General features: G+C 69.9%; 21 protein-coding genes and 2 pseudogenes. 12 read left to right on the top strand and 11 right to left on the bottom strand.

Annotation, left to right across the window (positions count from 1 at the left end):
- Positions 1-387: 387 nt before the first annotated feature.
- The 4 genes and pseudogenes from ACZ41I_RS05820 to ACZ41I_RS05835 all read left to right on the top strand — a co-directional run.
- Positions 388-1215, top strand: a complete 828-nt coding sequence (locus tag ACZ41I_RS05820) for an FAD binding domain-containing protein (RefSeq protein ID WP_399762905.1) — start codon at positions 388-390, stop codon at positions 1213-1215.
- Complete coding sequence (locus ACZ41I_RS05825; protein ID WP_468513246.1) at positions 1212-3929, top strand: molybdopterin-dependent oxidoreductase; 2718 nt, start codon at positions 1212-1214, stop codon at positions 3927-3929. The genes ACZ41I_RS05820 and ACZ41I_RS05825 overlap by 4 nt, the downstream gene beginning before the upstream one ends.
- A 6-nt stretch (positions 3930-3935) precedes the next feature.
- Positions 3936-4907 (top strand): antibiotic biosynthesis monooxygenase, encoded by a 972-nt coding sequence (locus tag ACZ41I_RS05830; protein ID WP_468513247.1) that lies wholly within the window; start codon positions 3936-3938, stop codon positions 4905-4907.
- A gap of 113 nt (positions 4908-5020) precedes the next feature.
- A pseudogene (locus ACZ41I_RS05835) lies at positions 5021-5426 on the top strand (transposase); the annotation flags it as partial.
- Here the strand turns inward: ACZ41I_RS05835 and ACZ41I_RS05840 are convergent.
- Complete coding sequence (locus ACZ41I_RS05840) at positions 5385-5888, bottom strand: DUF4253 domain-containing protein (protein ID WP_468513248.1); 504 nt, start codon at positions 5886-5888, stop codon at positions 5385-5387. The pseudogene ACZ41I_RS05835 and the gene ACZ41I_RS05840 sit on opposite strands and share 42 nt — an antisense overlap.
- A 508-nt stretch (positions 5889-6396) precedes the next feature.
- Here ACZ41I_RS05840 and ACZ41I_RS05845 point away from each other — a divergent pair.
- The 3 genes from ACZ41I_RS05845 (at position 6397) to ACZ41I_RS05855 (ending at position 8248) form a co-directional block, all read left to right on the top strand.
- The gene (locus ACZ41I_RS05845; RefSeq protein WP_468513249.1) at positions 6397-6888 is read left to right on the top strand and encodes a DUF2975 domain-containing protein; all 492 of its coding nucleotides are present in this window, start codon (positions 6397-6399) and stop codon (positions 6886-6888) included.
- Positions 6888-7109, top strand: coding sequence for a helix-turn-helix domain-containing protein (locus tag ACZ41I_RS05850; RefSeq protein WP_133024831.1), 222 nt, complete (start codon positions 6888-6890; stop codon positions 7107-7109). Before ACZ41I_RS05845 ends, ACZ41I_RS05850 begins: the two co-directional genes overlap by 1 nt.
- 488 nt (positions 7110-7597) lie before the next feature.
- Entirely contained in the window at positions 7598-8248 is a 651-nt protein-coding gene (locus ACZ41I_RS05855) for a peptidylprolyl isomerase (RefSeq protein WP_363220180.1), read from the top strand.
- A gap of 207 nt (positions 8249-8455) precedes the next feature.
- Here the strand turns inward: ACZ41I_RS05855 and ACZ41I_RS05860 are convergent, their stop codons facing one another.
- On the bottom strand, positions 8456-9388 hold the full coding sequence (locus ACZ41I_RS05860; protein WP_468513250.1) for a DUF2510 domain-containing protein: 933 nt from the start codon (positions 9386-9388) through the stop codon (positions 8456-8458).
- 21 nt (positions 9389-9409) lie between these two features.
- A pseudogene (locus ACZ41I_RS05865) lies at positions 9410-9702 on the bottom strand (SDR family oxidoreductase); the annotation flags it as partial.
- Between the two features lie 292 nt (positions 9703-9994).
- Between ACZ41I_RS05865 and ACZ41I_RS05870 the strand changes: the two are divergent.
- Together ACZ41I_RS05870 and ACZ41I_RS05875 are read left to right on the top strand one after the other, a co-directional pair.
- Positions 9995-11293, top strand: a complete 1299-nt coding sequence (locus ACZ41I_RS05870; protein ID WP_468513251.1) for a phospholipase D-like domain-containing protein — start codon at positions 9995-9997, stop codon at positions 11291-11293.
- Between the two features lie 400 nt (positions 11294-11693).
- Positions 11694-12236, top strand: a complete 543-nt coding sequence (locus tag ACZ41I_RS05875) for a DUF4232 domain-containing protein (RefSeq protein ID WP_468513252.1) — start codon at positions 11694-11696, stop codon at positions 12234-12236.
- On the opposite strand, the gene ACZ41I_RS05880 is transcribed toward ACZ41I_RS05875, so the two are convergent.
- From ACZ41I_RS05880 to ACZ41I_RS05910, 7 genes are all read right to left on the bottom strand, one after another.
- Positions 12212-12547 carry a P-loop nucleotide/nucleoside kinase family protein gene (locus ACZ41I_RS05880; protein ID WP_468513253.1) on the bottom strand — a complete coding sequence of 112 codons (336 nt, stop codon included), beginning with the start codon at positions 12545-12547 and terminating at the stop codon, positions 12212-12214. The genes ACZ41I_RS05875 and ACZ41I_RS05880 overlap by 25 nt on opposite strands.
- An 83-nt stretch (positions 12548-12630) precedes the next feature.
- Complete coding sequence (locus ACZ41I_RS05885) at positions 12631-13851, bottom strand: alpha/beta hydrolase family protein (RefSeq protein WP_468513254.1); 1221 nt, start codon at positions 13849-13851, stop codon at positions 12631-12633.
- A gap of 83 nt (positions 13852-13934) precedes the next feature.
- Entirely contained in the window at positions 13935-15299 is a 1365-nt protein-coding gene (locus ACZ41I_RS05890) for a carotenoid oxygenase family protein (RefSeq protein WP_468513255.1), read from the bottom strand.
- An 85-nt stretch (positions 15300-15384) separates the two neighbouring features.
- Entirely contained in the window at positions 15385-16872 is a 1488-nt protein-coding gene (locus ACZ41I_RS05895) for an MFS transporter (protein ID WP_468513256.1), read from the bottom strand.
- Between the two features lie 116 nt (positions 16873-16988).
- On the bottom strand, positions 16989-18902 hold the full coding sequence (locus tag ACZ41I_RS05900) for a P-loop NTPase family protein (protein WP_468513257.1): 1914 nt from the start codon (positions 18900-18902) through the stop codon (positions 16989-16991).
- A 227-nt stretch (positions 18903-19129) separates the two neighbouring features.
- Positions 19130-19522 (bottom strand): nuclear transport factor 2 family protein, encoded by a 393-nt coding sequence (locus tag ACZ41I_RS05905; RefSeq protein ID WP_468513258.1) that lies wholly within the window; start codon positions 19520-19522, stop codon positions 19130-19132.
- Between the two features lie 116 nt (positions 19523-19638).
- Entirely contained in the window at positions 19639-20133 is a 495-nt protein-coding gene (locus ACZ41I_RS05910) for a cytochrome P450 (protein ID WP_468513259.1), read from the bottom strand.
- Positions 20134-20233: 100 nt separating this feature from the next.
- On the opposite strand from ACZ41I_RS05910, the gene ACZ41I_RS05915 reads away from it, so the two are divergent.
- Positions 20234-20968 (top strand): hypothetical protein, encoded by a 735-nt coding sequence (locus tag ACZ41I_RS05915; protein WP_468513260.1) that lies wholly within the window; start codon positions 20234-20236, stop codon positions 20966-20968.
- On the opposite strand, the gene ACZ41I_RS05920 is transcribed toward ACZ41I_RS05915, so the two are convergent.
- Positions 20890-22176, bottom strand: a complete 1287-nt coding sequence (locus tag ACZ41I_RS05920) for a PAS domain-containing protein (RefSeq protein ID WP_468513261.1) — start codon at positions 22174-22176, stop codon at positions 20890-20892. The genes ACZ41I_RS05915 and ACZ41I_RS05920 overlap by 79 nt on opposite strands.
- Positions 22177-22502: 326 nt before the next feature.
- Here ACZ41I_RS05920 and ACZ41I_RS05925 point away from each other — a divergent pair, with 326 nt between their 5' ends.
- Both ACZ41I_RS05925 and ACZ41I_RS05930 read left to right on the top strand, forming a co-directional pair.
- Complete coding sequence (locus tag ACZ41I_RS05925; RefSeq protein WP_468513262.1) at positions 22503-23876, top strand: ATP-grasp domain-containing protein; 1374 nt, start codon at positions 22503-22505, stop codon at positions 23874-23876.
- Entirely contained in the window at positions 23873-25885 is a 2013-nt protein-coding gene (locus ACZ41I_RS05930) for a PEP/pyruvate-binding domain-containing protein (RefSeq protein WP_468513263.1), read from the top strand. The genes ACZ41I_RS05925 and ACZ41I_RS05930 overlap by 4 nt, the downstream gene beginning before the upstream one ends.
- Positions 25886-25889: the final 4 nt, after the last annotated feature.

Genomic DNA, 25889 nt, shown 5'->3' on the forward strand with positions numbered 1-25889 from the left:
CTGTCCGGGGCCTGTCCGGCCCAGGCTCCATTGAAGGGACTCCGAGCCGTACGGCGTGTGGAACGAGTGGCACTGTCTGCGGCCAAGTCGGCCGTGGCTCGATCGCAGGTGAATGCAGTCGATCTGGTTCTCGACCTGCTGTCGCCCGATGAACTGCGGGGGTGGCTGTCCGGGGTGCACCGGCTACTGTCAGCTGTCCTCGGCCGGGCCCTCATCCGCTGGGATAAGCTGTAGCAAGAGTTTCAGTGCCCGCCGGCCGTCGCGGCTCAGCCGCCCCCAACGGTGTGGCATGGCGGCCGACACCAGCTCGGTCAGCGGGAGATCTACTCCAACAGTGCCAGGGACGGTTGCCTTCTCGTAGGTCCGTTCTCCCGTAGGTCGGTTCTCATGGACCTCAACACCATCACCGAAGTAATCCGGCGACCGTCCGAGCGGCCAGGCATGGACTGGCACGAGGGCGATGCCTGGCTCGCAGGCGGAACATGGCTCTATTCCACGGAGCAGCCGGACCTGCGACGGCTGATCGACCTGACGGCGTTGGGTTGGGAGCCTCTTGTTCCGACGGACGAGGGCCTGGAGATCAGCGCCACATGCACCATTCGCGACTTGTACGTCTTCCCCTGGCCGGGAGACTGGACCGCCGGAATTCTCTTCCAGAAGAGCTGTGAGGCGTTCCTGTCCTCGTTCAAGGTCTGGAACGCGGCGACCGTCGGCGGAAACATCTGCATGTCCTTGCCTGCCGGTCCGATGATCACGTTGACGGTCGCGCTGGAGGCGCAGTACGAACTGTGGGCGGCCGATGGCTCCGTGCGCTTCGTGGACGCCCTTGATTTCGTCACGGGCGACCACCGCAACGTCCTCTCCCCCGGAGAGATCCTTCGGCGCATCACCATTCCGGCGCACGCGCTGCGCAAACGCACCGCGCACCGTCGTTTCACGCTGACCCGGCTCGGCCGGTCGACGGTGTTCCTCGTCGGCACGCAACGGCTGGGAGCGGATGACCTGCTGCTCACCGTCACCGCCGGCACCACACGGCCGGTACGCATCGCCTTCGACTCCCTGCCCGATGCCCGAACCCTGCAGCAGAGCATCGACGCCGTGCCTGCCGACGTCTGGTTCGCCGATCCCAATGGGACCCCTGACCACCGTCGGCATCTCACACGGCACTTCGCCGAAGAGATCCGCCGCGAACTCACGGCTGGGGACTTGGCATGAGCTACATCGTGAACGGCAAGGAATTCGGCCGGGAGCCGGCCCCCGGCCAGTGCCTGCGCACCTTCCTGCGCGAACTCGGCCACTTCGGTGTCAAGAAAGGCTGCGACGCGGGCGACTGCGGCGCCTGCACGGTGTGGCTCGACGGCGTACCGGTACACAGCTGCATCACCCCCGCGTTCCGTGCGGACGGCCGTGAGGTGACCACGATCGAAGGCCTTGGACGGCCCGGCGCCCTGCATCCCGTGCAGCGGCAGTTCGAGGAAGCGCCGGGGTTCCAGTGCGGTTTCTGCACCGCAGGGATGATCATGACGTCGGCGACCTTCACCGAGGACCAGAAGGCGGATCTGCCACGGGCGCTGAAGGGCAACCTCTGCCGCTGTACCGGATACCGGGCGATCGAGGACGCCGTGAAGGGTGTCAGTGCGGTGGAGACGGCAGCACCGGGCAAAGCCGTCGGGAAGAGCGTCGGCGCGCCGGCGGGCCACGACGTGGTGACGGGGCACGCCGAGTTCACCATGGACACGCAGATCGACGGCATGCTGCACCTCAAGGTGCTGCACTCACCCCACGCGCACGCCCGGATCCTCTCGATCGACAAGAGCGCCGCCCTCGCGGTGCCCGGCGTGCACCGGGTCTACACCTGGGATGACGTACCCCGCAGACGCTTCACCACGGCGATCCACACCGACCACCTGGTCGACCCGGACGACACCTACATCCTCGACGACACGGTCCGCTTCGCCGGCCAGCGCGTGGCCGCGGTCCTGGCCGACACGGTCGGGGCGGCCGAGGAGGGCTGCCGGCGTCTCGCGGTCGAGTACGAGGTGCTGCCGGCGGTATTCGACCCTGAGGCGGCGATGGCCGACGGCGCACCCCAACTGCACGGCTCCCATGATCCCTTCGTCCGCGACCCCGTCCACAACATCCTGCTCGAACTCCACTCGCACCTCGGCGACGTCGACACGGGATTCGCCGCGGCAGACGTGATCCACGAAGGCACGTACTTCTCACCGCGGGTGCAGCACGCGCATCTGGAGACTCACGGTTCGATCGCCTGGATGGAGGGCGGCCGGCTGAACGTCCGTACCAGTTCGCAGTCACCGTCGATCGCGAAGGTCAAACTGGAGTACCTGTTCGCGCTGCGCCCGGACCAGGTGAGGGTGTTCTGCAAGCGCGTCGGCGGCGGATTCGGCGGCAAGCAGGAAGTGATCGCGGAGGATCTGGTTGCCCTCGCCACCCTGGACACCGGCCGGCCCACCTGTCTCGAATACACCCGTGAGGAGGAGTTCACCACGGCCTCGCCCCGGCATCCGATGACCCTGACGGTCAAGCTCGGCGCGAAGGCCGACGGAACGCTCACCGCCTTCCAGGTACGCAACGTGTCGAACACGGGCGCCTACGGCAACCACGGCGGCGAAACGGTGTACGCGGGCGGAGCCGCCGTCATGATCTACCGCTGCCCCAACAAGAAGTACGACGCGTACTCCGTCTACACGAACACCGTGCCGAGCGGGGCGCTGCGGGGTTACGGGATGACGCAGCCGGCGTTCGCCGTGGAGTCGGCGATGGACGAACTGGCCCGCGCTCTTCACATCGACCCGCTGGAACTGCGCCGACGCAACATCGTGCGACCGGGTGAGCCCCTGCTCGCCATGCACGAAGGCCCCGACGACGTGATCTTCACCGAGGACGGGCTCGCCAAGTGCATCGACCTGGTGGGCGACGCCCTGGCTCGTACCGCCGACCAGCCGCCCCCGGGTCCCGAGTGGCTCGTCGGAGCCGGCGTCGCGAGTTCCCTGCACGAGACCGCACCCCCGACGGAACACCTGTCCGAGGCCTGGGTCACGCTGGGCGACGACCTCATCTACGAACTGGCCGTCGGGACACCGGAGTTCGGGGAGGGAACCTCCACGGCCCATGTCCAGATCGCAGCCAACCAGCTGGGCACGACACCCTCGCGGATCCGTCTGGTGCAGTCCGACACCGACCGCACGGGATTCGACACCGGTGCCTTCGCGAGCGCAGGTCTCTTCGTGGCGGGCAACGCGGTCCTGCGGGCGGCCAATGCCGTGCGCGACCGCATCCTCGAATTCGCCGCGGCCCACACGGGCGTCCATGTCGTGATGTGCACGATGGACGACGACGGTGTCGTCTGCGGGGACCGGCGGGTGTCGCTGGCCGAACTTGTCGCGCTGGCCCGGACCCGGGGAATCCGCTTCACCGCCGCACGCAAGGCATACGGCTCGCCCCGGAGCGTCACCTCCAACACGCAGGGGTTCAGGGTCGCCGTGCACCGCGTGACGGGTGAGATACGGATCCTGTACAGCGTGCAGGCGGCGGACGCCGGGGTGATCATCAACCCGGCGCAGGTCCGGGGACAGGTGGAGGGCGGTGTCGCCCAGGGAATCGGCTTCGCACTGACCGAGAACCATCACCTCGACGAGAGCGGCGTCATGGTCAACCCGAACTTCCGGAACTACCGCATCCCCACCTACGCCGACATCCCCCGTACCGAAGTCCTCCTGGTGGACTCGGCGGATTCGGTGGGGCCCATGCGGGCGAAGGGGATGGCGGAGTGCTGTATCAACCCGGTCGCTCCCGCGCTCGCGAACGCGGTGCATGACGCCACGGGCGTCCGCTACCGTGCGCTGCCGCTGACCCCGGAACGCATTTACAGCCGGCTCCCTGCGCAGCAGTCGGTGTCGACAGGTTGAGCCACCATGAACACCGAAAGGAATGTAGCCGCCGCGGCGACGGCGATCATCGGCCAGAAGGTCCTGCCCGGGATGGAACGGGAATTCGAGTCGTGGCAGCGGGACCTCAACACCGCGGCCTCCTACTACCCCGGATTCCTGGGCGCCGAGATCTCCCCGCCGACACCGCGGCAACCCGACTGGGTCGTCGTGTACCGGTTCGACTCCGTGGCGCATCTGCAGGCGTGGATCAACAGCGCGACCAGGCAGACGTATCTCGACGTCGGCGCCAAGTACTTCGACGGCCCGGCGACCCAGCAGGTGGTCAGCAGCGGCACCCAGTCACTGGATCCGCTGGTCACCGTGGTGGTCACTCATCGCGTCTCCCCGAACCAAGTCGACGACTTCCTCGCCTGGCAGCACCGCATGGTCCAGGAGGAGAGCAAGTTCGAGGGATTTCGCGGGACCGAGCTCTTCCGCCCCATCGAGGGACTCCAGGAGGAATGGACCACGCTGTACCGCTACGACAGCGCCGAGCACCTCGACGCCTGGCTGACGTCGCCCCAACGGCAGGAGATCCTGGCCGAGGGCGAGAAGTTCAGCGACTTCAAACTGCGTATGATCGACAACTCGTTCGGCAGCTGGTTCGCCTTCGAGGGCAACGGCAAGCAGGCACCGCCGCCGCCCTCCGAGACCAGGACCTCCCTCGCCGTCTGGGTCGGCCTGTACCCGACGGTAGTACTGCTGACGCTCGCTCTGTCCCCGCTGCACATGCCGCTCTGGATCGGCCTGCTCGTGGGCAACCTGCTGTCGAGTTTCCTCATGAGCTTCCTGACCATGCCCTACTACGTGAACCCGCTGCTCGGGCGATGGCTGCGGCCACCGCCGGACGAACCGGCAAGGGCCAACCTTTGTGGCCTCGGTGTCGTCGTGGTGGCGATGGCCTTCTGGGTTGTCGTCTTCTACCTCGTCACGGTCCGGTTCTGGACGCTGCCCTGACCGGCGACCGTGAAGTGTTGAGTTCCGGCGCTGCTTCGGTGCTGACCTGGCACCCGCCAATGAGACGGCACCACTTCCTGGCGTTCGCGGGGGACGGTTGCGTGTCGCCATACCGTAGGAACGACGTCACCCAGCTGCTGCCGCTGCTTGTCGCGATCCCACCCATCCGCGGCCGGGTGGGCCGTCCCCGGGCGCAAGCCCGAATCGCTCTTCGCCGACCGTGGCTACGATCACGGCCTGTACCGCGACCAAGTCCGGGCCCGTGGCATCGTGCCGGCCATCGCCCGCCGCGGCACCCGACACGGCACGGGGCTTGGCACTTGTCGCTGGGTGATCGAGCGGAGCTTCGCCTGGCTCCACGGCTTCCGGCGCCTCCGCGTCCGTTGGGAACGCCGAACCGACATCCATGAAGCCTTCCTGAAACTCGCCTGCTGCCTGATCACACACCGGCAGCTCAGCTTGCCGTGTCGGCCGTTGTCAGTCCCACCAAAAGGACCAGACGGGAGAGTTGACGAGTGAGGCGGCGTAGTCGGGATACGGGACGGTGCCGTCGTTGATGTTGTCGGCGCCCGTCAGCACATGTTCGAGAGCGAGATGGGTGGCATGATCGGCGTCCCGGGGCGGGCGGGCGACGGAGACGTGAATCATTGCGCCGTCAAAGGCGACGACCCGTGCACCGAAGCGGTCCTCCCAACTGCGGAGCAGGGCGCACAGCAGGGGCAAAGGGGCTTCCGCCTGCCAGCCCATGACCGCGGGAATGTCGGCGGAGCGGGTGGCCGGAACCAGGGCCAGATGAGGCTTGGGCAGCGGGTAAGGGCCGGCCATGAGCCGGGCGATGGCGGTGCGGGCGGCGGCATCAGGGTCGGCTCCGGCCGGGGAAGGGATGCCGGCCGCCAGGCCGGGCCACCGGTCGAACGGCGCCCCGGGATCCTCGTCCCAGGGTTCGACGCCCTCTGGCAGGTCCTGCGGTTCTTGCGGCATCGCAAGCTGCCTCAGCTGGAAGGCTCGATAGGAGTGCCAGTCCCGCTCCAGCACGTCGTGAAGGTCCAGTGCGTCGATGGCCGCGAGGGCGGTGGGCCGTCCAGGTCCGTATGGGGTGGAGACGAGCAGTGGCCACAGTCCGGTTTCCTGCCGTGCACTCTGGCAGTGCGTCCACGACCCCACGGGGTCCGAAACTGGTTCCTCGGACAGCCACATGCGCGGTGGTGAGGCGTCGCCTTGGACGACTTCGGGGAGGCAACGGCCCGGCGGAAGCCCATCGGGCAGTGATGAGAACATGCGCGCACGTTAGCCGCGGTCACTGACACCGGCCATCCCTGATCCGGGAAGACGCGCGGTCGACTTCGGCAAGATCGAAAAACTTCGCATCGCACCATGCTGCGGGAGGGGGCGGCGTCCTGCCACGGTGCGCCCGCCCTCCGACCCGACCCTTGCTTCACCTATCGAGATTCGATAGATTTCCATCGTGGTTCGATGGAAGGGTGGGTCAATGGGAAGGCTGACAGTGCACGCGCTGCGCGCCGTGCTCGTGGTGGTGCTCGCCGGCACCGTGTTCGTCCAGGCATTGATGGTGTGGGCGTTGGTCAGCGGGAGTGACCCGGAGAGCGGGTCACTCCCGCTGACCCCGCTGCGCGTGATCACGATCCTGGGCATCGGGACGGCCCAGGTCGCCCTGGTCTGTGTATGGCGACTGGTAACGATGGTGCGGCGCGGAACCGTGTTCTCCCACGCCGCCTTCCGGTACGTGGACGTCATCATCGGAGCGATCGTTGCGGCTGCTCTCGTGTGGTTCGCGGTCACGGCCCTGAATGCGCCCGGCCAGCGGGACGACCCGGGCGTCACCCTCATCATGGGCGGGATTGGCGTGGCGATCCTGGGAGTCGCGCTCATCGTGCTCGTGCTGCGCATGCTGCTCGCCCAGGCCGTCGCCCGCGACGCCGAAGCGGCGCAGATGCAGGCCGAGTTGGACGAGGTGATCTGATGCCGATCGCCGTCGACATCGACGTGATGCTGGCCAGGCGGAAGATGTCCGTGGGCGAACTTGCGGACCGCGTAGGGATCACGCCCGCCAACCTGGCGGTACTCAAGAACGGCCGCGCCAAGGCGGTGCGCTTTGCGACGCTCGCCGCGCTCTGCGAGGTGCTCGAGTGCCAGCCAGGCGACCTGCTTCGCTGGGAGGCCGAGGACACCGCGGGCGAATGAACCGTGCCTGCCGACGCGCCGTCGCCGGTCCCGCTTGCCTTCGACCAACTCCGCGAGCATCCCGGGGCCGTACCCGGGCAGGACCCGGGCCTGCTGGAGCGTCTGGCCGAGGCGCCCGACCCTCGCGATCCGCGCGGCATACGGCATGCTCTGGTCGTCATGCTTGCGCTGATCGCCTACGCGGCTCTGGAGACTCGGCCGGGACGACGCCGAGTGGTTCCCGGCACGCCTGTGTCTACAGCCGCCGGGAAGGCCCGGAGTCCTGGAAGTGGCCACCCGGGGCGTGCCAGGGGCACCGCCACGGCCGCAGCCGGCGGGCCGGTCAGAGGGCTGCCCGTCGTGCTGTCCGTGTCCTGCCGCCCAGTTGCCGTGGTGCCCGCCGGCCCAGCTTGACGGTCGTGGCGCGGGGTTTCACCCGGACGACGGAGCGGGCAGGATGAGGCGGCCATGACATACCCATGCGGTGCTGACCCGAAGGGAACCGTCTCGTGCTCCGTAAGCCAAGCGCCCTGCTCACCGCCTCCGCCCTGCTCCTGCTCGGCATCGCGACGCAGGCCGCGGCCGACACCCCGCCCCCTGCCGCCTGCACCTACACGCCGGCCGTTCCCGCAGACAACTTCAAGGGGATACCGGTCTTCGACCCGGTGAAAGCCGCCAAGCCGTACAGCGCGACGCTGCGCACCGGCCAGGGCGCGATCACCTTCCGGGCACTGACCGACAAGGCTCCCTGCACCACGTACTCCTTCAAGTTCCTCGCCCAGCGCCACTACTTCGACCGCTCGCACTGCCACCGGCTCACCACCGCGCGCATCTACGTGCTCCAGTGCGGCGACCCGACCGGCACCGGGAGTGGCGGGCCCGGTTACTCCTTCCCCGACGAGAACTTGACCGGGGCGACCTATCCTGCGGGGACGGTGGCGATGGCCAACGCTGGGCCCAACACCAATGGAAGCCAGTTCTTCTTCGTCTGGAAGGACACCAAACTCTCGCCCGCCTACACGCCGTTCGGCAAAGTCACCGCGGGCCTCGACGTGCTCCAGAAGATCGCGGGGGGCGGCGAGGACGACCAGAACGGGCCGGGAGACGGCTTTCCGACGCTGCCGGTGAACATCAAGCGCGTACAAATCAAGAGCAGGTAGTACCGTCCTGCGCCGGCCCGGCCCTTGCCGGAAGCTTCGTTCGTCCCGGTCATGGTCGGTGTCGTACGAGTTGGCCGACGAGACCGTCCAGCGGGGAAGAAATTCCATGGGGACGCGACCGACCTGGAGAACTCAAGGCCACAGCGACCGTGCCGACGTACCGCGGCGAGGGCCGGACGTTCCTGTGACGGCCGGGCGGCGCCACGGTCAGACGCTGGTGCCGCTGCCGCTGCCGCTGCCGCTGCCGGCGAGGCGCTCGATGCCATCAGTGATCCACTGCATGTCCGTCACGGACGGGCCCCCGCTGTTGTCGTCAAAGCCGAAGCCGAGCAGCAGATAGCGGCCCTGGACCCGCGGCGAGGGGAACACCACCGCTTCCACGACGGCGCCGGGCCCCTTGCCCGTGCTGACCTTCCAGCGGATGAAGTACCCCTGCCGGCCCGCGACCGTCACAGCCCCTGCGGCGGTCCGGCGATGTCCGGTGATACCGCCGTAGTCCTTCCGGCCGCTCGTGTTGGTACCGTACGTGCTCTGCGCGACCTCGCCGATCTCGGCCTCTGCCAGCTCCTTGAGGGGCAGGTCGCCAGGATGGGCGATGACCCGCGTGTACGCCCCGCCGGGCAGGCAGTAGTCGGCGGGCACCGCCGGGCAGTGGTACACGGTGCCGTACCCGAGGCCCGCGCCGTTCTTGGTGGAGGTGCCCCGCCAGCCGCGCAGCACGGGAACGCGAAGGGCGTTGACCGTGTCGTCGACGTGTCCGGTGACGGCCGGGCGCTGCCCCGGGGGCCGGCTCACGCCACCGAGGCGGCCCTCGCCCGCGGAGCCGGAAGGGCTCGGCTGGGCGCGGTGCGACGCCGACGGGCTCGGCGTGTGCGGGTCAGGGGAGGCGGGCCCGTGGGCCGACGGTGACTTGTGGCCGCCGTCGCCGCCAGTCAGTACCACCGTCGCCGTGACACCCCCGGCGACCAGCACGAGGGCGCCGGCTATGAGGCCCACGACCAGGCCGTGGCGTTGTTTGCCCCCGGCGGGCGGCTGCGGCGCCTGCACATGCTCGGTCCAGGTCGCGCCGTCCCACCACCGATGCCCGGCCGGGCCGCCGCCCTCGTGCCACGGGTCCGGATACCACCCAGGGGTCGACATGTCCACGGCGACACCCTACCCTCACGCACTGACGGCGCGGCCACCGAGGTTGACCGGCCGGCCCGGGTCCGGTACACGCGTGATCCAGCCGTCCACCAGGAAGTCGGTGGCGCTCACCCAGGAGGAGTCGTCGCCGGCGAGGACCGCGACCGCCGCGGCGATTTCCCCGGCCTCCGTGAACCGGACGACTGGGACGTGCGCCAGGCGGCGCGCGGCCGGCTCGGCGTCCTCGGCGAACAGCTCCCGCAGGAGGGGGTGTTGACCGGGCCGGGGCACAGGACGCTGACCCGGGTGCCTTCCCGCGCGAAACAGACCGGTTGACGTCCCACCGCCCTGCAGGGCGGTACGCCCGTCTCCGTCGACCGGCCGGCAGGTCCTGGACCTGTTCATCGGTCTCGGCAGGCGCGGTGGTTGCCGTGGGCATTGCGCCATCGGAAGTAGGCCGGCAGGGCCCGGCGCACCGAATGCCGTGATTGCCGGGCCTCCAGTGGCCTACTGGGACCCTACGCGAAGTGATCTTGCTGCTTGTGTGACCGGCCGCCCCTGTCATGCCACCGAGCTGTTCATACCTGAATCGACCGTGGACCCACCTCAAGGAGGGCGACGATGCCCCGTTCGATTGCGTGCCCTCGTGCGGTCCGCCACCGACGTACGCTGCCGCCCATCGCCGTAGTACTGCACCTGGTGGCCGCCCTTCTCCTCGGTGGCGCGACACCCGCCGCCGCTCTGACGAAGCCGGTCGTCAACGGGCCCGTGTTCAACGACCCGCTGGGCACGCCGGCACAGCAGAAGGCGATCTTCACCCAGCTGGTGCAGTTGATCGACGCAACGCCCGCCGGGGCGGAGATCCGCGGCTCGATGTACGAGTTCCAGGACCAAGAGGTCGCCGACGCGCTGCTCACCGCCCACCGGCGCGGCGTCGACGTCAAGCTCATCGTGGACGACTCGACCTACGTGGACGGTAACGGCGCCGAGTACGCCAATCCGGCCTTCGAGTCCCTCAGGGCCGGACTCGGAAACAATGACGCCGCCCGCTCCTGGATCGTCGTCTGCGACGACAAGTTCGAGGACGCCGACGGCGTGGACGACGTCCAGCGCGGCTGCCTGAGCGTCGCGCCACCCGAACCGGCCTACAACCACAACAAGTTCTTCATCTTCTCGAGGATCGGGCCCTTCGACGACGGCACCAGCTACCCGAAGGTCGTCTTCCAGACGTCCTCGAACCTCTCCGACTGGTACAAGGTCGAGTCCTTCAACGACGCCGTGACCTTCACGGACGCCGCCGTCTACGACGGCTACGCCACTTATCACGAGATGCTCCGCCACGGGCGCACCCTCGCGGGCGGCAACAACAATGCGTACTTCTCCACCCCGACCGGCTCGACCTACCGGGGCTTCTTCTTCCCGCGCGGTGACACCTCGTACTACAACCCGGCCACCGACACCGTCGTCAACACGCTGAACGAGATCAGCTGCGCCTACACCGGCACGGACGGGCTGCAGCACCAAAGCGACATCCGCATCGTGATGTACAGCTTCTACGGCTCGCGCGTCCAGGTCGCCGACAAGCTGGCCGAGCTGCGCGGCAAGGGATGCTGGATCGACATCGTCTACGCCGAGAGCGACAGTACGATCACCACCAAGCTGGACACCGCCGGCATCCAGCACCTCAGGTGTCGTATTCCCAACGGCCCCGGAATCGACGTCCGTCCGCACAACAAGCAGATCCTGATCGACGGGTACTACAGCGGAGACACCACACCGCGCGTCTACACAGGCAGCGCCAATCTGACCGGGTCGTCCCTGCGCTCCGCCGACGAGGCGCTCGTACGGATCGTCGACGCGTCCTACCACTCGAAGTACCTGAGCACCTTTTACAAGATCCGCTCCGCCTGCGGCGGTTGACGACACATCGGCCTGGACGACAACCACCCGTCGTCATCACCAGCTACGGCCAGACACTCTTTGCCGGCCACATGCCGGCCAGGGTGTTCCCGCGCCGGCAGGCCGGCGCCCGCCGCAACGCGGCAGCTGCCTCCAGCAGGTCGAGCTGATCCCGGGCCAGATGGATCTCCTGACCGGCTCCTGCTCAGCTTGACTTGCCTCGGCGGGCTCTGGCGTGGCGAGCACTTCGCTGACTGAGCCTGAGGACACATGAGTGCTCGTACGCGCCACAGTGGTGAACCCGATTGGCGGGAAAAGTTCCCCGGTACACCGAACGTCCCCCCGCCATTGCACGTCTTCAGTGGCGTAGGCACGCACTGACCTCGCGTGCCGATTCGTATCGAGGGGAATCCGAAACATCATGAAGAGCAAGCTGACCGCCGTGGCCCTTGCGGCCGTTGTCGTCGCCGGTACTGCCGCTGCCGCCATCCCGGCCTCGGCCGCCCCCGCCAAGGCCGGGCCGACCCGCTGCCACACCGCCGACCTGAAGGCCGGCTTCGCCACGGGGGATGACGCGAAGCCGGAGATGGGGCAGACCGCGAAGCAGACCCAGGCGTACATCTGGTTCACCAACCGGAGCAAGCACACCTGCACCCTGTCCGGCTTCGCCGGTGTCGACATGGTCGGCGCTCAGAAGACCGACGGCACCTGGTCGCTGGCGCGCTCCTCCGAGAAGCCCGAAAAGATCACCCTGGGGCAGGGGGACACGGCGGACTTCAGCATCACCCTGCTACCGGTGGCCAAGTCCACGCCGCAGAAGGAGAAGTTCGTCCCGGAGAAGTTCCTGGTCACCCCGCCGAACGAGACGACACACTTCACCCTGAAGTGGCCGTTCGGCGGCCAGATCCTCAAGCAGGACGGAGCGACCCACCCGGGTACCTACGTCAACCCGGTCGGCCTGTAACCAACTGGACGGCCTCTGAGCACCGGCAGGGCCGGCCGCCCCGGCCCTGCCGCGCCGGATTCGCGCTGTGAGGCTCGCGAAAGTGTCACCTCCAGGCTGGGGCGCAGGACAACGTAAGACAGGCCGAGATCACGCTTTCGGCATTCGGCACGGAAGGCGTCAAGCAGCCAGGGGCCGAGGATGCCGTCCAGAACGACGTCGTAACCACCGCCCGCGTATGCGCACGCCGCGTCGATCATGACTTTCCGCACGACCTCGTTCTGGCGCTGAGCTTCCGGCAGGTAAGGCAGGACGAAGCCCGAGCGGTCCACACGTAAAGACTGTCGGTGGGCAAGTGGACGGTGGGTCGAGCGGCACTTGAGGCGAGCGCCTCGGCAACAGAGCAGCCCAGCGCTCACCGCAGGGAGACTGTGTCGTCCAGCCAGTCGTAGATACGGGCGAGGGCCAGTCGCTGAGCGCCCGCCTGGCAGTGCGCGTCGGCGCCCTCTTCCGTGGTGAACTCGAGCAGGGTCCGGGGGCAGGTGAGGTGGTCGTAGAGCCGGCGGGCCTGGTCGGCGAAGAAGAGGTCCTCCACGGCCTCGCAGACCAGCGTGGGGCATTCGATCTGTTCGGCGAGGCCGTCGCGAAGGTGGTAGTCGAGATAGGCGGCGCCGAAGGCCCGGGGGGTGTCGGCTCCCATCACGTACATGCCGTGGTTCAACGCCCATCGCATGACCGGGTCGGTGGCGATCAAATGGTCCAACCACGCGTCGAGTTCGGGGTCCGAGGCCGCGCGGAGCCGCCGTTCGGTCTCGTCCCGGTCGCCGGGCACGATGTTGGTGATCGCCTGGCCGAGGTCGTAGACGCCGTCGAGGGCGACCACCGCGGACAGCCGGCGTTCGAAGGCCGCCGCTCTCGGGGCGAGCAGACCGCCCATGCTGTTGCCGAGCAGGGCGATCCGGTCCCCGTCGACCTCCGGCAGCGTCTGCGTGAAGTCGAGGACGGGGCCCACGACGTTCTCCCAGTCCGGACGGAAGACCAGTCCGTCGCGGTGCAACGGCCCCGGCTGCCCCGGGCCTTCGAAGACGAGGACGGTGTAGCCGCGCTCCACACCCGCCATCGCTCCGAAGAAGTGCATCTCCTCCGCCGTGCCGTCGAAGCCGTTGTGCATGACCACGGTCGGCCGGGCGGTGGTGGAGGCGTCGGTCCGGTAGAGGTAGCCGGGCAGGGTGCCGCCCTCATACGGGATGCGGACCGGCTCGATCCGTGGGCCGGTGAACAGTTCCGCGGCGGCGCGGAAGCACTCCACGCTGCGGTCGTAGGCGTGGTGGTGGCGCGGGTCGCACGGGTTGCCGTGCAGGAAGAACTCCGCCGACCGGTAGTAGTTCGACGCCCGGAGGAATCCGTCACGGGCGCTGACCGGGTGGCCCTGCGCCAGGGCCCGCCGGGCCTCGGCGGACACCCGGTCGGCGGTGGCCAGCCACTCGTCGTGCCAGCTGTCGTAGTCGCCCTCCGCGATGCGCACGCTCGTCGAGACGACCTCGCCGAAGTCGGCGCCGCCGTAGGCGATGTGGCCGAACGACCGCAGGGTTTCGTACCAGAACTGGGCGTCCTTCGGGAACAACAGGGGTTTCATGTTCGCTCCTCGGAGTGAGGGGTCGGTGGGGGCTCCGGCGCCCTGAGGGACGAGCCGTGCCCGTCCCCCAGGACGGGTGGTGGTCAGCCCTCGGTGCCGGTCAGGGCGCTGTCGGGGATCCAGGAGCCGTGGATTCCGGCGGTAACCCGGCGGGGCAGGTGGACGGTGGCGATCCGGTCCAGGCCGGAGGCGTCGAGGACCAGCAGCTGTGAGGCGTCCTGCTTGAGGTCGGAGACGACGGTGAGCAGGTAGCCGTCGTCCTCGTGGGTGGCGCCGGCGGCGGGGACGAAGACGGCCTCGCTGGGCAGCCGAGCGTCGCCGACCTGGTGGATGCGGCGGGCGCCGGTGGTGCGGTCGTACTTGACGAGGCCGTAGCCGCCGAAGCCCTTCTCGTCGGGGAAGGAGACGGCGTAGTAGTAGCGGTTCTCGGCGCCGAGGTAGTCCTCGTTGAGGGTCGGGAACTCCACCGGCAGGTCGTCGATGATCTGCTCGTCGACGGTTCCGGCGGCCGTGTCGATGACCCAGCGGCGGATGTACGAACGGGCGTTGGGCTCGGTGCTGCGCCCGGGGGCGCCGACCCACCAGTTCCAGGAGAGGCGGAAACCCTCGCGGTCCACGGTCGGGCCCTCCAGGACGATGCGGCCCTGGCCGTCCTCGTAGGCGTTGCAGACATGCAGCATGTTGCCCGGCTCGATGGAGAACCAGCGGATGTGCCGGGCTCCGTCGGCCCCGCGGAGCATGACTCCGATACGGGAGGGGTGCTGATCGCTCCAGCCGTACGGGATGCCGGAGTGCTCGGACGGGTCGAAGGTGACGTTGCCCTCGACGAAGACCACGTGGCGGCGGGTGATGGCGAAGTCGTGCTTGAGCGAGGCGGTCGCTTGCGGGATCTCGGCACTGTGGACGATCTCGCCCTTGGCGTCGGCGACGTAGTACATCAGGTACGGCGGGAACGGCGAGGATCCGAAGAAGTGGAGTTCCCCCGTCACAGGGTCCTCCTTGGGGTGCGCGGTCATCGCGGTGCGCAGCTTGCCGTCGAAGTCGTAGGCGCCCACCGTTTCCAGGTCCTGGGTGAGCTCGAAGGGGTGGTTCGCCTCGCACAGCGCGAGCAGCCGTCCGGCGTGCTCGATGACATGGGTGCCGGCGGTGCTGGCGGTCAGGTCCGGTCCGTGCTCGGTCAGGTAGGGGGCGCCGTCCAGGGCGGGGGTGCGCACCCAGCGGTTGCGGTACCACTCGGCCCGTCCCTCGCGCAGCCGGATGCCGTGCACCATGCCGCTGCCCGTGAACCAGTGGGTGGGGGTCACGCCGGGCTTGGGGTTGTGGCCGTTGCGGAGCAGCCGGCCGGTCAGCTCGGGGGGCAGGGTGCCCTCCACGGTCAGTTCGGTGGCGGTGATCTCGTCGGCGACGGGGGTGTAGTGGCCGGTCAGGTAGGGCTTGGCAGTACTCATGGCAGGAACCTCTCTCGGTGGATGTGACAGTTGGTCAGGCATACGGCCGACACGGTCCTTGAGGTTGGAAGCCGGTTCTCCGGGTTCAGCCGATGCGGGTGGTGCGGGGGACTCGCGGGTGGGAAGCCGGCCTCGTCCGCGCGGTTGCGGTACGTGCATCGGTACGGCGGCTGAGGAGCGGCGCGAGGAGGGCTGTGGCGGTCAGAATGGCGGACGAGACGGCGAACGCGGTCCGGTAGCCGGCGGTGAGCGCTTCCTCGTACGACTGGTGGACCGCGGCGTGCGCGGTGACCGAGCCGGCAAGAGTCGCCAGGGCGGCGAGGCCGATCGCGCCGCCCACCTGGCGGGTGGTGTTCACCAGGCCTCCGGCCAGGCCCGCGTCCTGCGGCGGTACGCCGTCCACGGCGAGCGCGGTCAGTTGGACGAAGGCGACGCTCAGACCGAGGCCGACGAGGATGCTCGGACCGAGGACGTCGGCGAGGTAGGTCCCGTCGGCGCTGAGCCGTGACAGCCACAGCAGGCCTGCGGCCTCGGTGAGCAGGGCCGCGGTCACGGTCGCGGTGGCGCCGATGCGCCGGGAAAGGCGCGGGGCCAGGGCGGACCCGAGCATGTTGGCGGCGGCGAGCGGGAGTTGGCCCACCCCGGCGGCCAAGGCGTCGTATCCGAGGACCTGTTGCTGGTAGAGCGGAAGGAAGAAGAACAGGGCGATCCACACGGACCCGAGCAGGGCCATCAGCAGGTTGCCCGCGGCCACCCGGCCCGTGGCGAACAGCCGGGGCGGGATCAGTGCGTTCGGCCGACGGAGTTCGATCACGGCGAAAGCCGCGAGCAGTGCGGCGGCGGCGACGAGGGCGCCCAGCACCCGGCCGTCCGTCCAGCCGGCGCCGCGTGCGGTGGTCAGCCCCCAGACCAGGCAGGTCAGGGCAAGGGTGACGGTCGCGGTGCCCAGCAGATCGAACCGCCCGGCCGTGCGGCCCGCCGTTCGTGGGACCAGGGCCGCCACGGCGGTCAGGACCAGCGCCGCCCCGAGCGCGACGGAGTGGAAGATCCATGCCCAGCCCCACGCCTGCGTGAGGACACCACCCAGCAGGACCCCGACCGCACCTCCCGCGCCGGAGACCGCGCCCCACACCCCCAGTGCTTTGCCGCGCCCGGAGCCGGGCGGAAACAGGTCCATGGCCAGGGCCAGCGCGGCCGGGGCGATGGCGGCGGCACCGAGGCCCTGAACGGCGCGGGCCGCGATGAGAACGCCTGGGGAGGCAGCCGCTCCCGCTGCCAACGAGGCAGCCGCGAACAGAGCGAGGCCGACGGCCAGTACCCGGCGGCGACCGAGCAGGTCGGCCGCCCGCCCGCCGGCCAGCAGCAGCGCCCCGAACGCCAGGCTGTAGGCGTTGACCACCCAGGTGGTGCCACTGTCCGACAGGCCGGCCCCGGCGCGGATCTGCGGCAGCGCGACGTTCACGATCGAAGTCGCCAGCATGACGGTGAACTGGGCTGCGGCGAGCACCGCGAGCACGGCTGACCGCCGAGCGGCGGGCGGCGTGCGCCCCGGCTGTGTGCGTGGGAGGTCCATGGCGCACACCCTCGTGCGGGGCGGTGTCCACTATCCAGGCCCCTCAGGGGCGATGACTGTCCACTCCTGTCCGCACCTGTCCACCCGGTTCTGCCGACGGCGGGCGGGTGCCGTTGTTATCGGGGACCGTGCAGCTCCCGCTGCCACAGGGCCTCGCAGAGCAGATCCATGCCCTGGCGCACGTGACGCCGATAGGTGCCGTACGGAAGGCCGAGGCGGCGGGCGGCGGCCTCCTGGGTGGGCGCGCCGGAGAAGTAGCCAGCCGTCAGGGCCTCGCGGGCGCGCACGCCGCGCGGGTCACCGGCGAGGTCGTCGACGGCTTGGCGCAGCAGGGCGCGCAGCTCTTGGACGGGGTCGGCGAGGTCGGCCGCCAGGCGGGTGCGCGTCAGGGCGCAGGCGGCGAAGGCGGCCGGGTCGCGCCAGTGCGTCAGGGCTTCGCGTACGGCCTGGTCGAACGCGGTGCGCGAGAAGCCCGACACCCCGGACGGGGCAGGGACGTCAGGCGCCGATATGAAACGGTCGAGCCAGGCCTCGACGGGCACTTGGCGCCAGTCGACGCCGAACAGGCCGTAGGTGTGCCCACCGACTCTCGGTCGCGCACCGGTGTCGCTGAGGGTGCCCTCGACGCGCTCGGCCCAGCTCTCGGCGTCCCGCCAGACGGCGAAGCCGTAGGCGCGGCCCCGCGCGCGGGCGGCCTCCGCCTGAGCGCGGGAACTGCTCAAGTCGATGACACGGGACGGGACCTGGTACCGCTCCGGGTAGACCGAGAAGCGGCTGATTCCGATGTGCTCGCCGGGGCTCACCGGCGCGGTGGCGTCGGTGTACGCCCACGCTGCGGCGACGACGGGATCGGTGGCCAGGTCCTGGGGGTCGGGAGGGGCCGGCAGGGCGAGTCGGGCCGTGAACGCCACGGTCCGGCCCGTGCTCACGAGACGGTAGACGCTGAAGGCCTGCGGCTGGCGCTGCGCCCAGTAGCGGACCAGGTCCGCCGAGGCGGGTCCCTCGGTCTCCTCCGTCATCCGGAGTACCACGTCCATGTCGTCCGGGCACAGAGGGCGGTCGTGCACCTCGTCCTCGCGGGACCAGGTGCGGAGACGGGCCAGGATCTTCCCCTCTCGGAAGAGGTAGAAGAGCTCGTCGGTGACGGTCCAGACCCGGTCCTCGGGTGCCTCGCGCAGGAGGCGCAGGTACTCCTCGGCCAATCGCTGGCGCATCGTCACGAAAGCGTGGGGAGCCCGCCAGCGCAGGTCGGCGGCCAGCGTCTCGCGTGCCGCGTCGTGCGGGTGGAGGCCCCGGTGCGAGGACTCCATGAAGGGCAGGTCCCGCAGCCAGGAGAAGAGCAGATGGGCGTCCTCGTCGGGCAGCACCGCGGTGAGCAGTTCCTCGGACGTCGAGTGAGCCTGTGCCGCCACCTCCAGGGCGCGGCGATGGGCCGCCGTGGGCACCTCACCGATCAGCCCGGTCAACAGGGTCCGCAGGACATCCGCCGAAGGGGTCCAGAGCTCCTCCCGGCTGCAGCCCGTCGATCCCGCGGCCGCGGCGAGGGACAGAGCAAGGGGATTGCCTCCGGCGAAGCGGAGCACCCGGTCCCGCAGTTCGGGCCGGATCTGTGCTGTGGCCAGCAGGCTCCGGGCCTGTTCCTCGGAGAACGGCTTCAACTCGGTGACGTCCAGGAGCCCGGCCCAGGCCGGGTCGGCGGTCCACTGCGGCTGCGGAGTGAGCCGACCGGCCAGGACGACCAGGGTGCCGTCGGCGGCGCGAGGCAGGAAGTGCTGCCACAGCCAGCTCTCCAGCCACTGGCAGTGCTCGAAGGAGTCCACGAACAGCACCGTGCCGGGAACGTCCAGGAGAGAACGGGCCGCGCGCTCGAAATCGGCCGGGTCCCGGCTGACGAAACGCCCGTCGAGTTCGACGAGCGGCCGGCCTGCCGCACGGGCTCGGTCCACCAGACACCGCAGAAGCGTCGATTTCCCGATGCCGCCCGGCCCGAACACGTAGAACGCGAACGGCGCCTGTGCGTCGCCGGTCAATGCCCGCGCAAAGCGCCCGAGTTCCTCGTCCCGACCGACGAAGGCCCGTATGCGCGCACTGCTGAGTCTCTCTCCTACGGATACCAAGGCTGCTCCCATCCGCGCGCTCCGACGGAACGGGACCGCGCCACGCACTCGTTCCCCTAGAGGGTTTCCAGACCCTTGAGGTTCGCGCGGGCCTCACGGGGGCCTTCGGAAGGCAGCGTGCTCCGAAGGTGCCGTCCCCGTCATTTGATGAGCCCCAGGTTTCCGTCGTCGGGGTGGCCGGTGACCAGGAGGGTGGTCTCTTCGACGCGTCGGAAGCGACCGTCGGGGGCGAACTCGGCGAAGAGGTAGACCTCGGTGCTGGAGGTGCGGCCGTTGTGCTGGGTGACGGTGACGGTGTGGCGGTCGGCGTAGCGCAGCCCGTCGCGGAGTTCGTCGTGGACCTCTATGTGTCCGCTGCGGACCAGGGAGCGCAGGCGTGTCATGTGCTGGGCGAATGAGGTCCGGTCGCTCCACACGCCGTCGGTGCGCTGGCGGTAGTCGGGGGTGAAGTGTCGATCGAGGGCTGTGGCGAGGTCGAGGCCGGGGTTGAAGAGCAGGTCGTTGATGGCGCGGGTGATGTCGGTCGGTGTCATCGCTGTCTTCTCCTGAAGGGGATGGCCGTACAGGGCGGGACCGGCTGCTGCGGCCGAGGGAAGGTGATGCCCGCCCCGCACGGTCGGTGGCAAGGGCACGGAGGGATCTGCGGATGTCAGTGAGGCCCGGGACTGCTCCGGGCAGGGGAGAAGTCCACGGTGAGGGAGGCACGGCCGCGGGTGTACAGGCCGGTCTCCCGGTAGGGGACCCCGGGAGTGTAGCGGAGCCGGTCGAGCAGGGAGAGGAGCATCGCGGCGACCGTCTCGGTCTCGGCGCGTGCGAAGGCTGCGCCGACGCATTGGTGCAGTCCGGAGCCGAAAGCCAGGTGTTGGGCGGCGGCTGTGAAGGAGCGCGCGGTGGCCGGGTCCGGGTGAGGGATGTCGAAGGTGTCCGGGGCGGCGAAGGCGTCGGGGTCGCGGTCGGCCGCGCCGATGAGGCAGGAGACGGTGGCTCCTGCCGGGACGGTGCTGCCGGCGAACACGGCGTCCCGCTCCGCCTGACGAGGGACGAGCTGGACAGGCGGGGTGCAGCGCAGTGTCTCGGCGATCGCGGCGGGCAGCAGGGTCGGGTCCTGGCGGACCTGCGCCATCTGCTCGGGGTGCCGGCTCACGGAAGGGCGGTTCAGCAGGCCATCGCGTCGGCCTTCACCCCCGGCGCTGGACAACACGAAACCCCTCAACGCCGGGCGACGGCGCTCGTACGCTGAGTGGATGCCCCTTCACCCCCGTCCCGAGGCCGAACGCAGCGGGAACCCGGTTCAGGCAGCCTGGGACGAGCTGGGCGACGCGGTGCGGAAGCTGACGTTCGCCCGAGGCTGGGACGACGTCCGGCGCGCGCCCGACGAGCACCCCGAGCTGCTGTGCGACACCGGTGTGGAGCTCTTCGAGTGTCTGGCCGAACAGCTGCGCAAGGGTGGAGAACCCGCCCGGGCCCGCTTCTACGGGCAGTACGTCGACCTTCTGGTGCCGGCCCGTCACATCGGCGTCGAGGCCGCGATCGCCGAGGGGATCGGCGACGACCTTTCGCCCGAACTGCGGGCCGTCCTGTCCTCCTTGGGCGGGTCGCCGACGGCCGGTGACGACCCGCCGGGGCGCATCGGGCGTGTCCGGCGTGCCCTGGCGTCGGTCTCCCCGGACGAGGCGCCGAAGGTGTGGCGCTCGCTGCAGGGGATGCTCGGCGACGCCCTGCTCGGCGACCGGACGGGCGATCGCGCCCAGAACGTCGAGGACGCGCTCGATGCGCTCCAGGCGTCCCTCTCCCGGCAGTCGAGGACCGCCCGGCGCCACGGCGTTGGGTGTGCGGATCGGCTGCCATGTCAGCGGTACGAGCGCCTTCTTCGGGCGGGGACCGGACGGGAGCGGAGCGTTCAGACCGGGCTTGCGGGGTTCGACGCCGTCGCGGACCGGGGCGGCCAGGTCTGTGATGAGAGGATGCCGAGCACGTAGGCTCGGGCGACCAGCGCCGGGCGGGTGGCGGCGTCGAGCAGGGCGCGCAGGCGGCTCAGGTGGTAGTCCAGCGTCTGCCGGGACAGGTGAAGCGCCCCCGCGATGTCGGCGTTGCTGTGCCCGGCCGCCAGCAGGGCGAGTATGCGGACCTGTGCGGCCGTCAGGTCCGGTCGGGCCTGATGGCGCAGGCCGAGGTGAGTGCCGACGGCCCACACGCCGGACACACCGGGTGTCGTACCGCACACGGTGCTCAGATGGATCCGGGTCCGGCGCCGCCAGCCGTCCCGGTCGACGAGTACGGCACAGGTGCGGGCGCTTCGGCGCCGGCCGCTGATCAGGTCGTCCCAGATCCGGTGCAGGGCGCTCCGTTCGGGTGTCCTGGCGAGCAGGGTGTCGGCCGGCAGGCCTATCAGGTCGGAGAGCCGGATGCGCAGGACGTCGGCGACCGCCGTGCCGGCCTCGCTGATCCGGCCGTCCGGGGTCAGGCGGACGCAGAGCAGTCCGCTGCGGTCGCGCAGGGCCTGTAAGTCGGCCTCGGCCTGGTGCCGTTGGTCCAGCACCCGGGCGTAGTCGGTGACGTCGACGTAGATGCCCGCGACACAGCGGGCCGCGCCCCAGCGGACGGGGAAGCGGTAGCCCGCCGCCCGGCCGGAGCAGCCGTCGACGCGCCGGTAGGTGAGGGTGTGCCGCACCGGTCGGCCGCGGGTCAGGACCTCCTGGTCGAGGGCGAGGAACCGGGTGATGTCACCTGCTTCGTCGACGTCGGCGAGGTGACGGCCGATCACGGCGTCGCGCGTGGTGCCGTACAACTGGGCGTAGGCGTGGTTGGCCCACAGGTAACGGCCTGTGGCGTCGCGTACGAAGGCCGCGGCGGGGGCGAGGTCGGCGAAGGCGGCGTACGGGTCGTCGTCCGGCCGGTCCACCACCTCGATCGCCATCCCCCTGCTGCCTTGCCGTCCCGGCCCGCCGCTGAGTTCCGGCCAGTGGACGTGGAAGGTTCTGCCCTCGAAACACGCGTGGTACGGGCCGCAGCCGAACGCGCTGGACGGGCCGCCGCCGTCCGCGTGGAGGGCCTCGAGGAAGCGCCGGGTGGTGCGCCGGTCGTCGAACGCGGCGCCCCCGCTGTCGACCACGCTCAGACCGCTGTCGGCTTCCCACCAGGACACCGCGAGGGGCTCGAGCAACGCTTTGAAATCAGCCTCTTCCACGTTCCACTCCTTCAACCCTGCACCACATCACTTTGGGTGATACCTCATGCGTATCCCCTGGGAGATGGGGCATGCGAGCGGGGCGGACGCTCCGCGCCGTGGCGTCGGCGGCGCTAGCGCATGACCGTACCTTCACCTCACGCGAATCGGCGGCAGCAGTAAGGCATTTGCCTGAGTGCTTCGGGATTCTCGGTGTCTCGGACGCGGGCGGGTGCTGGTTCGCTTGAAGGAGAGGGCGTGATGGTGGTCGGTGTACCGACGCAGCCGCGGACCACACGCCGCGCGGCCATCTGCCCGCCCGACGACATCGAAGGAGTTGGAGTTCCGTGAGCAAGGTGCTGTACGTCCATGCCAAGGGCGGCCCTCCGGTGGGCCATGCCCTGACGCGGGTGGCCGCGAGGTCCGCGGTGCACCTGCTGGCCCTCAGCGAACTGCCCGCCCCCGTGGCCCATGACGCGGTAGGGCTGTGCGCGTCGGTGGTCACACCCCGCGACGCCCGCGGTGGCGACCTGGTCGAGCTCATCACCGCCCGGGCCCGCGAGGTGGGGGCGGACGCCGTCCTCACCTTCTCGGAGTACGCGGTGGTCGCGGTCGCCGAGGCGTCCCGGCGGCTCGGGCTGAGGGGGGCCGGGCCCGCCGCCGCCCTCGCCCGCGACAAACGCCTGATGCGTGCCGCGTGGGAGCGCAGGGGCATACCGCAGCCGAGGTTCCGCGCCGTCACCGACGCGGCCGAGCTGCAGCGCGCAACCATGGAATTGTCATGTCCACTCTTATTAAAGGCGGCATGGAGCGCCGGTTCCACCGCACACCAGATCATCGAGCGGCCCGGGGACGCGCTGGACGCCTGGTGGCGGTCGCGCGCGGTGATGGCCGAGTCCGCGCTGCTCGGATTCGCGGAGCTGCACGTTCCCGGCGCCTCCGAGGACTTCATCGTCGAGGAGATCGTCAGCGGATGCGCCGAGGAGTGGTTCGACGGCCCCGGCTGGGGTGACTACGTCAGCGTCGAGGGCGTGGTCGTCGACGGAGAATTCCGTCCCGTCTGCCTGAGCGGGCGGATGCCGACGGTGGCGCCCTTCACCGAGCGCGCCGGTATCACCCCGGCCGCCGTGGGAAGCGACGCCCAGCACACCATCGTGGCCCTCACCCGGCGCGCCGTGGATGCCCTGGGACTGGAGAACTGCGGCACCCACACGGAGATCAAGCTGGGCAGGGAAGGCCGTATGTGGGTCATCGAGACGGCCGCGCGGTTCGGCGGTGCGATGACGGTGCCGCAGATCGAGGAGGTCTTCGGCCTGGACCTGGTCGGTATGTTCACCGACCACCTGCTCGGCGGCTCACCCGCCTGGCCCGCACGGGCGTTGACGCCCGACGATGCCACCGGCGCGGCCGGATCGCTGGTGGTCCTCGCCGTGCAGGGCGACGGCACCCCGTGGCCCCGCCGCCATCGGTGGGACTCCTCGGCGGTCGTCCGTTCGGCGCCGGTCGGCGTCGGCAGCACGCTGTCCGTCGTCCGCGAGAGCTCGCTGCCGGACGGGGCCCTCGTACCGGTCTACGAGCCTGCCGCCGGGGCCAACACCATGGCGGGCCTGTGCCTGTTGTCGGCGGACCGGCCGCAGTCCGTCGTCCGTGACTTCACCGCACTGGTCGACGCGCTGCCGGGCATCCTGCCCACGGACGCCACCGAGGGGGCACGGCCATGACCCACGCACCGCACAGGGCCGACATCCCCGACACGGCGGGCGACCGTACCGTCGTCGGCGCCAACCTCTCGCTGCCGTTGTTCCGCGCGCTGTCCGGCGTGCTCGCCGGACACCCGTACCTGAAGGTCGTGGTGGACCGGTCCGAGGACACCTGGCACCTGCTCGACACCCGGGTGCACCCCTTCCACGTCGACTACATCGCCACGCGCATCCTCGGCATGAGGATGGACGAACTGGACACGGACCTGGACGCGTTCAACGCGTCCGTGTACATGGCGCCTGACCGCCGCTTCCTGCTCGGTGTGTTGTCCCTGCACAGCGACGAGGACGCCGAGGGCTCCGAGCGGCCCTTCCTGGTCCTGGAGACGACCGAGGCGGACACCATGCACGCCGCGCTGCTGGAGGAGTTCTACCACTACGTGCGCGCGAGGGTGGACGGACGCCTCCCCCTGCTGCTGAAACCGGCGAACCACGGGCAGGAGCACGAACTCGCCTCGGTCGGTGAGGCACGCGTACCGCGCATCCTCAGCCAGGAGCTGTTCGGCAACCGGACCCGGACCTGCCTCAACCCGGGCGTGGCCGAAGGCCGGCTGCGCTACTTCCGTCATCCGGCGGAGTACCGCAGCGCCGCCCCACAGCTCGGCTGGGCGGACATCGTCGCGATGGCCGGCCTGCCCGACGACGTGCCCCGGGTGGCGGGATTCGTCAACACGGAGCCCACGACGCCGCTTTCGCACACCAACGTCCTGGCGTCGGGCTGGGGCATCCCGAACGCCATCGTCCGCGACCTGGACGCGCTGGTGCAGCAGGAAGGACTCGATGGCGCATGGGTCCGCTACCGGGTGTCCGAGGACGCCGTCACCCTGGAGCGGCTGTCCGCCGCCCCGGTCCTCGAGCGGCCGGTCTGGCACCAGCAGCGCATCCGCATCGAGGCACCCCTGCTGGACGAGGCGCCGGTCATGGCTCTGCACCGGCTGCGGCGCGACGACCGCGACAGCTACGGCACCAAGGCCGCCCACCTCGGTGAACTGCACCATGTCCTGGACAGCCGCACGGCGGACCTGACCGCGTTCTACGCACGCCCGCGCCCGCCGCGGCCCGATCTGCTCAGCCACCTGGCCCTACGGCTCGGTGAGCCGGAAGCGCCCGTGGAACGGCTGCAGGCCGCGGCGGCCGAACGCGTGGCGGCCACCGTCCGGGCACCCGAGGGGGTGGCGCTCCCGTTCCGCCTGCACCATCTCTTCCTGACCTCGTCGCCCGCTCTGCAACAGGGCATCGGCAAGCTGAAGATGGCGCTCGAACTCGAAGCGCTCGACGTGATCGACTCCCTCTGTCTGGACCTGCAGCGCCTGATGCACAGCACGCCGATCCCCGACGAGGTGGCACGCGCCGTCACTGGCGCGGTGCCGGCTCTGCTGGCCGACGGATGTCGTCTGGTGGTGCGCTCGTCCTCCAACGCCGAGGACCTGCCGGGATTCTCTGCGGCCGGGATCTACGACTCGGTGACCACCGTGCGCGGAGCGGAGCAGTTGCTGGACGCGGTGCGGCAGGTGTGGACGTCGTTGCTGTCGCCACGGAGCGTACGCCTGCGGCACGAGGCCGGCATCGTCCTGGACGACACCTACATGGGAGTGATCATCCAGGAGTATGTGCCCGCCGGCCTCGGGGGTGTGCTGGTGACCTGCAACCCGACCCGGCGTGAGGACTTCCGCAACGTGTACGTCAACTGCACCGCCGGTTCGCCGGAGCGGGTGGTCGACGGCAAGGTCCTGCCCCACCAGTACTTGTACAACACGGTCGAGGGCGGCGGGCGCACCGTGGACGTCGGCTCGTCGGGTGAGGACCTCCCGGCGGAAACGCGCACGGCACTGGGCGAACTGGCCCTGGTGGGGCGCCTGCTGCAGTCCCACTTCAGTGAGGGCGACCCCGACGACGCCCTGGACATCGAGTGGCTCATGACCGCCGAGGGGGCGTTCCATCTGGTCCAGGTCCGCCCGTACGCCCGGTGAGGCG

It is taken from the genome of Streptomyces sp. NPDC030799 (assembly GCF_055572255.1).

Coding starts and splice junctions, on each gene's coding strand:
- ACZ41I_RS05820 (WP_399762905.1), top strand. CDS start 388: ATGGACCTCAACACCATCACCGAAGTAATCCGGCGACCGTCCGAGCGG.
- ACZ41I_RS05825 (WP_468513246.1), top strand. CDS start 1,212: ATGAGCTACATCGTGAACGGCAAGGAATTCGGCCGGGAGCCGGCCCCC.
- ACZ41I_RS05830 (WP_468513247.1), top strand. CDS start 3,936: ATGAACACCGAAAGGAATGTAGCCGCCGCGGCGACGGCGATCATCGGC.
- ACZ41I_RS05840 (WP_468513248.1), bottom strand. CDS start 5,888: ATGCCGCAAGAACCGCAGGACCTGCCAGAGGGCGTCGAACCCTGGGAC.
- ACZ41I_RS05845 (WP_468513249.1), top strand. CDS start 6,397: ATGGGAAGGCTGACAGTGCACGCGCTGCGCGCCGTGCTCGTGGTGGTG.
- ACZ41I_RS05850 (WP_133024831.1), top strand. CDS start 6,888: ATGCCGATCGCCGTCGACATCGACGTGATGCTGGCCAGGCGGAAGATG.
- ACZ41I_RS05860 (WP_468513250.1), bottom strand. CDS start 9,388: ATGTCGACCCCTGGGTGGTATCCGGACCCGTGGCACGAGGGCGGCGGC.
- ACZ41I_RS05870 (WP_468513251.1), top strand. CDS start 9,995: ATGCCCCGTTCGATTGCGTGCCCTCGTGCGGTCCGCCACCGACGTACG.
- ACZ41I_RS05875 (WP_468513252.1), top strand. CDS start 11,694: ATGAAGAGCAAGCTGACCGCCGTGGCCCTTGCGGCCGTTGTCGTCGCC.
- ACZ41I_RS05885 (WP_468513254.1), bottom strand. CDS start 13,851: ATGAAACCCCTGTTGTTCCCGAAGGACGCCCAGTTCTGGTACGAAACC.
- ACZ41I_RS05890 (WP_468513255.1), bottom strand. CDS start 15,299: ATGAGTACTGCCAAGCCCTACCTGACCGGCCACTACACCCCCGTCGCC.
- ACZ41I_RS05895 (WP_468513256.1), bottom strand. CDS start 16,872: ATGGACCTCCCACGCACACAGCCGGGGCGCACGCCGCCCGCCGCTCGG.
- ACZ41I_RS05905 (WP_468513258.1), bottom strand. CDS start 19,522: ATGACACCGACCGACATCACCCGCGCCATCAACGACCTGCTCTTCAAC.
- ACZ41I_RS05915 (WP_468513260.1), top strand. CDS start 20,234: ATGCCCCTTCACCCCCGTCCCGAGGCCGAACGCAGCGGGAACCCGGTT.
- ACZ41I_RS05930 (WP_468513263.1), top strand. CDS start 23,873: ATGACCCACGCACCGCACAGGGCCGACATCCCCGACACGGCGGGCGAC.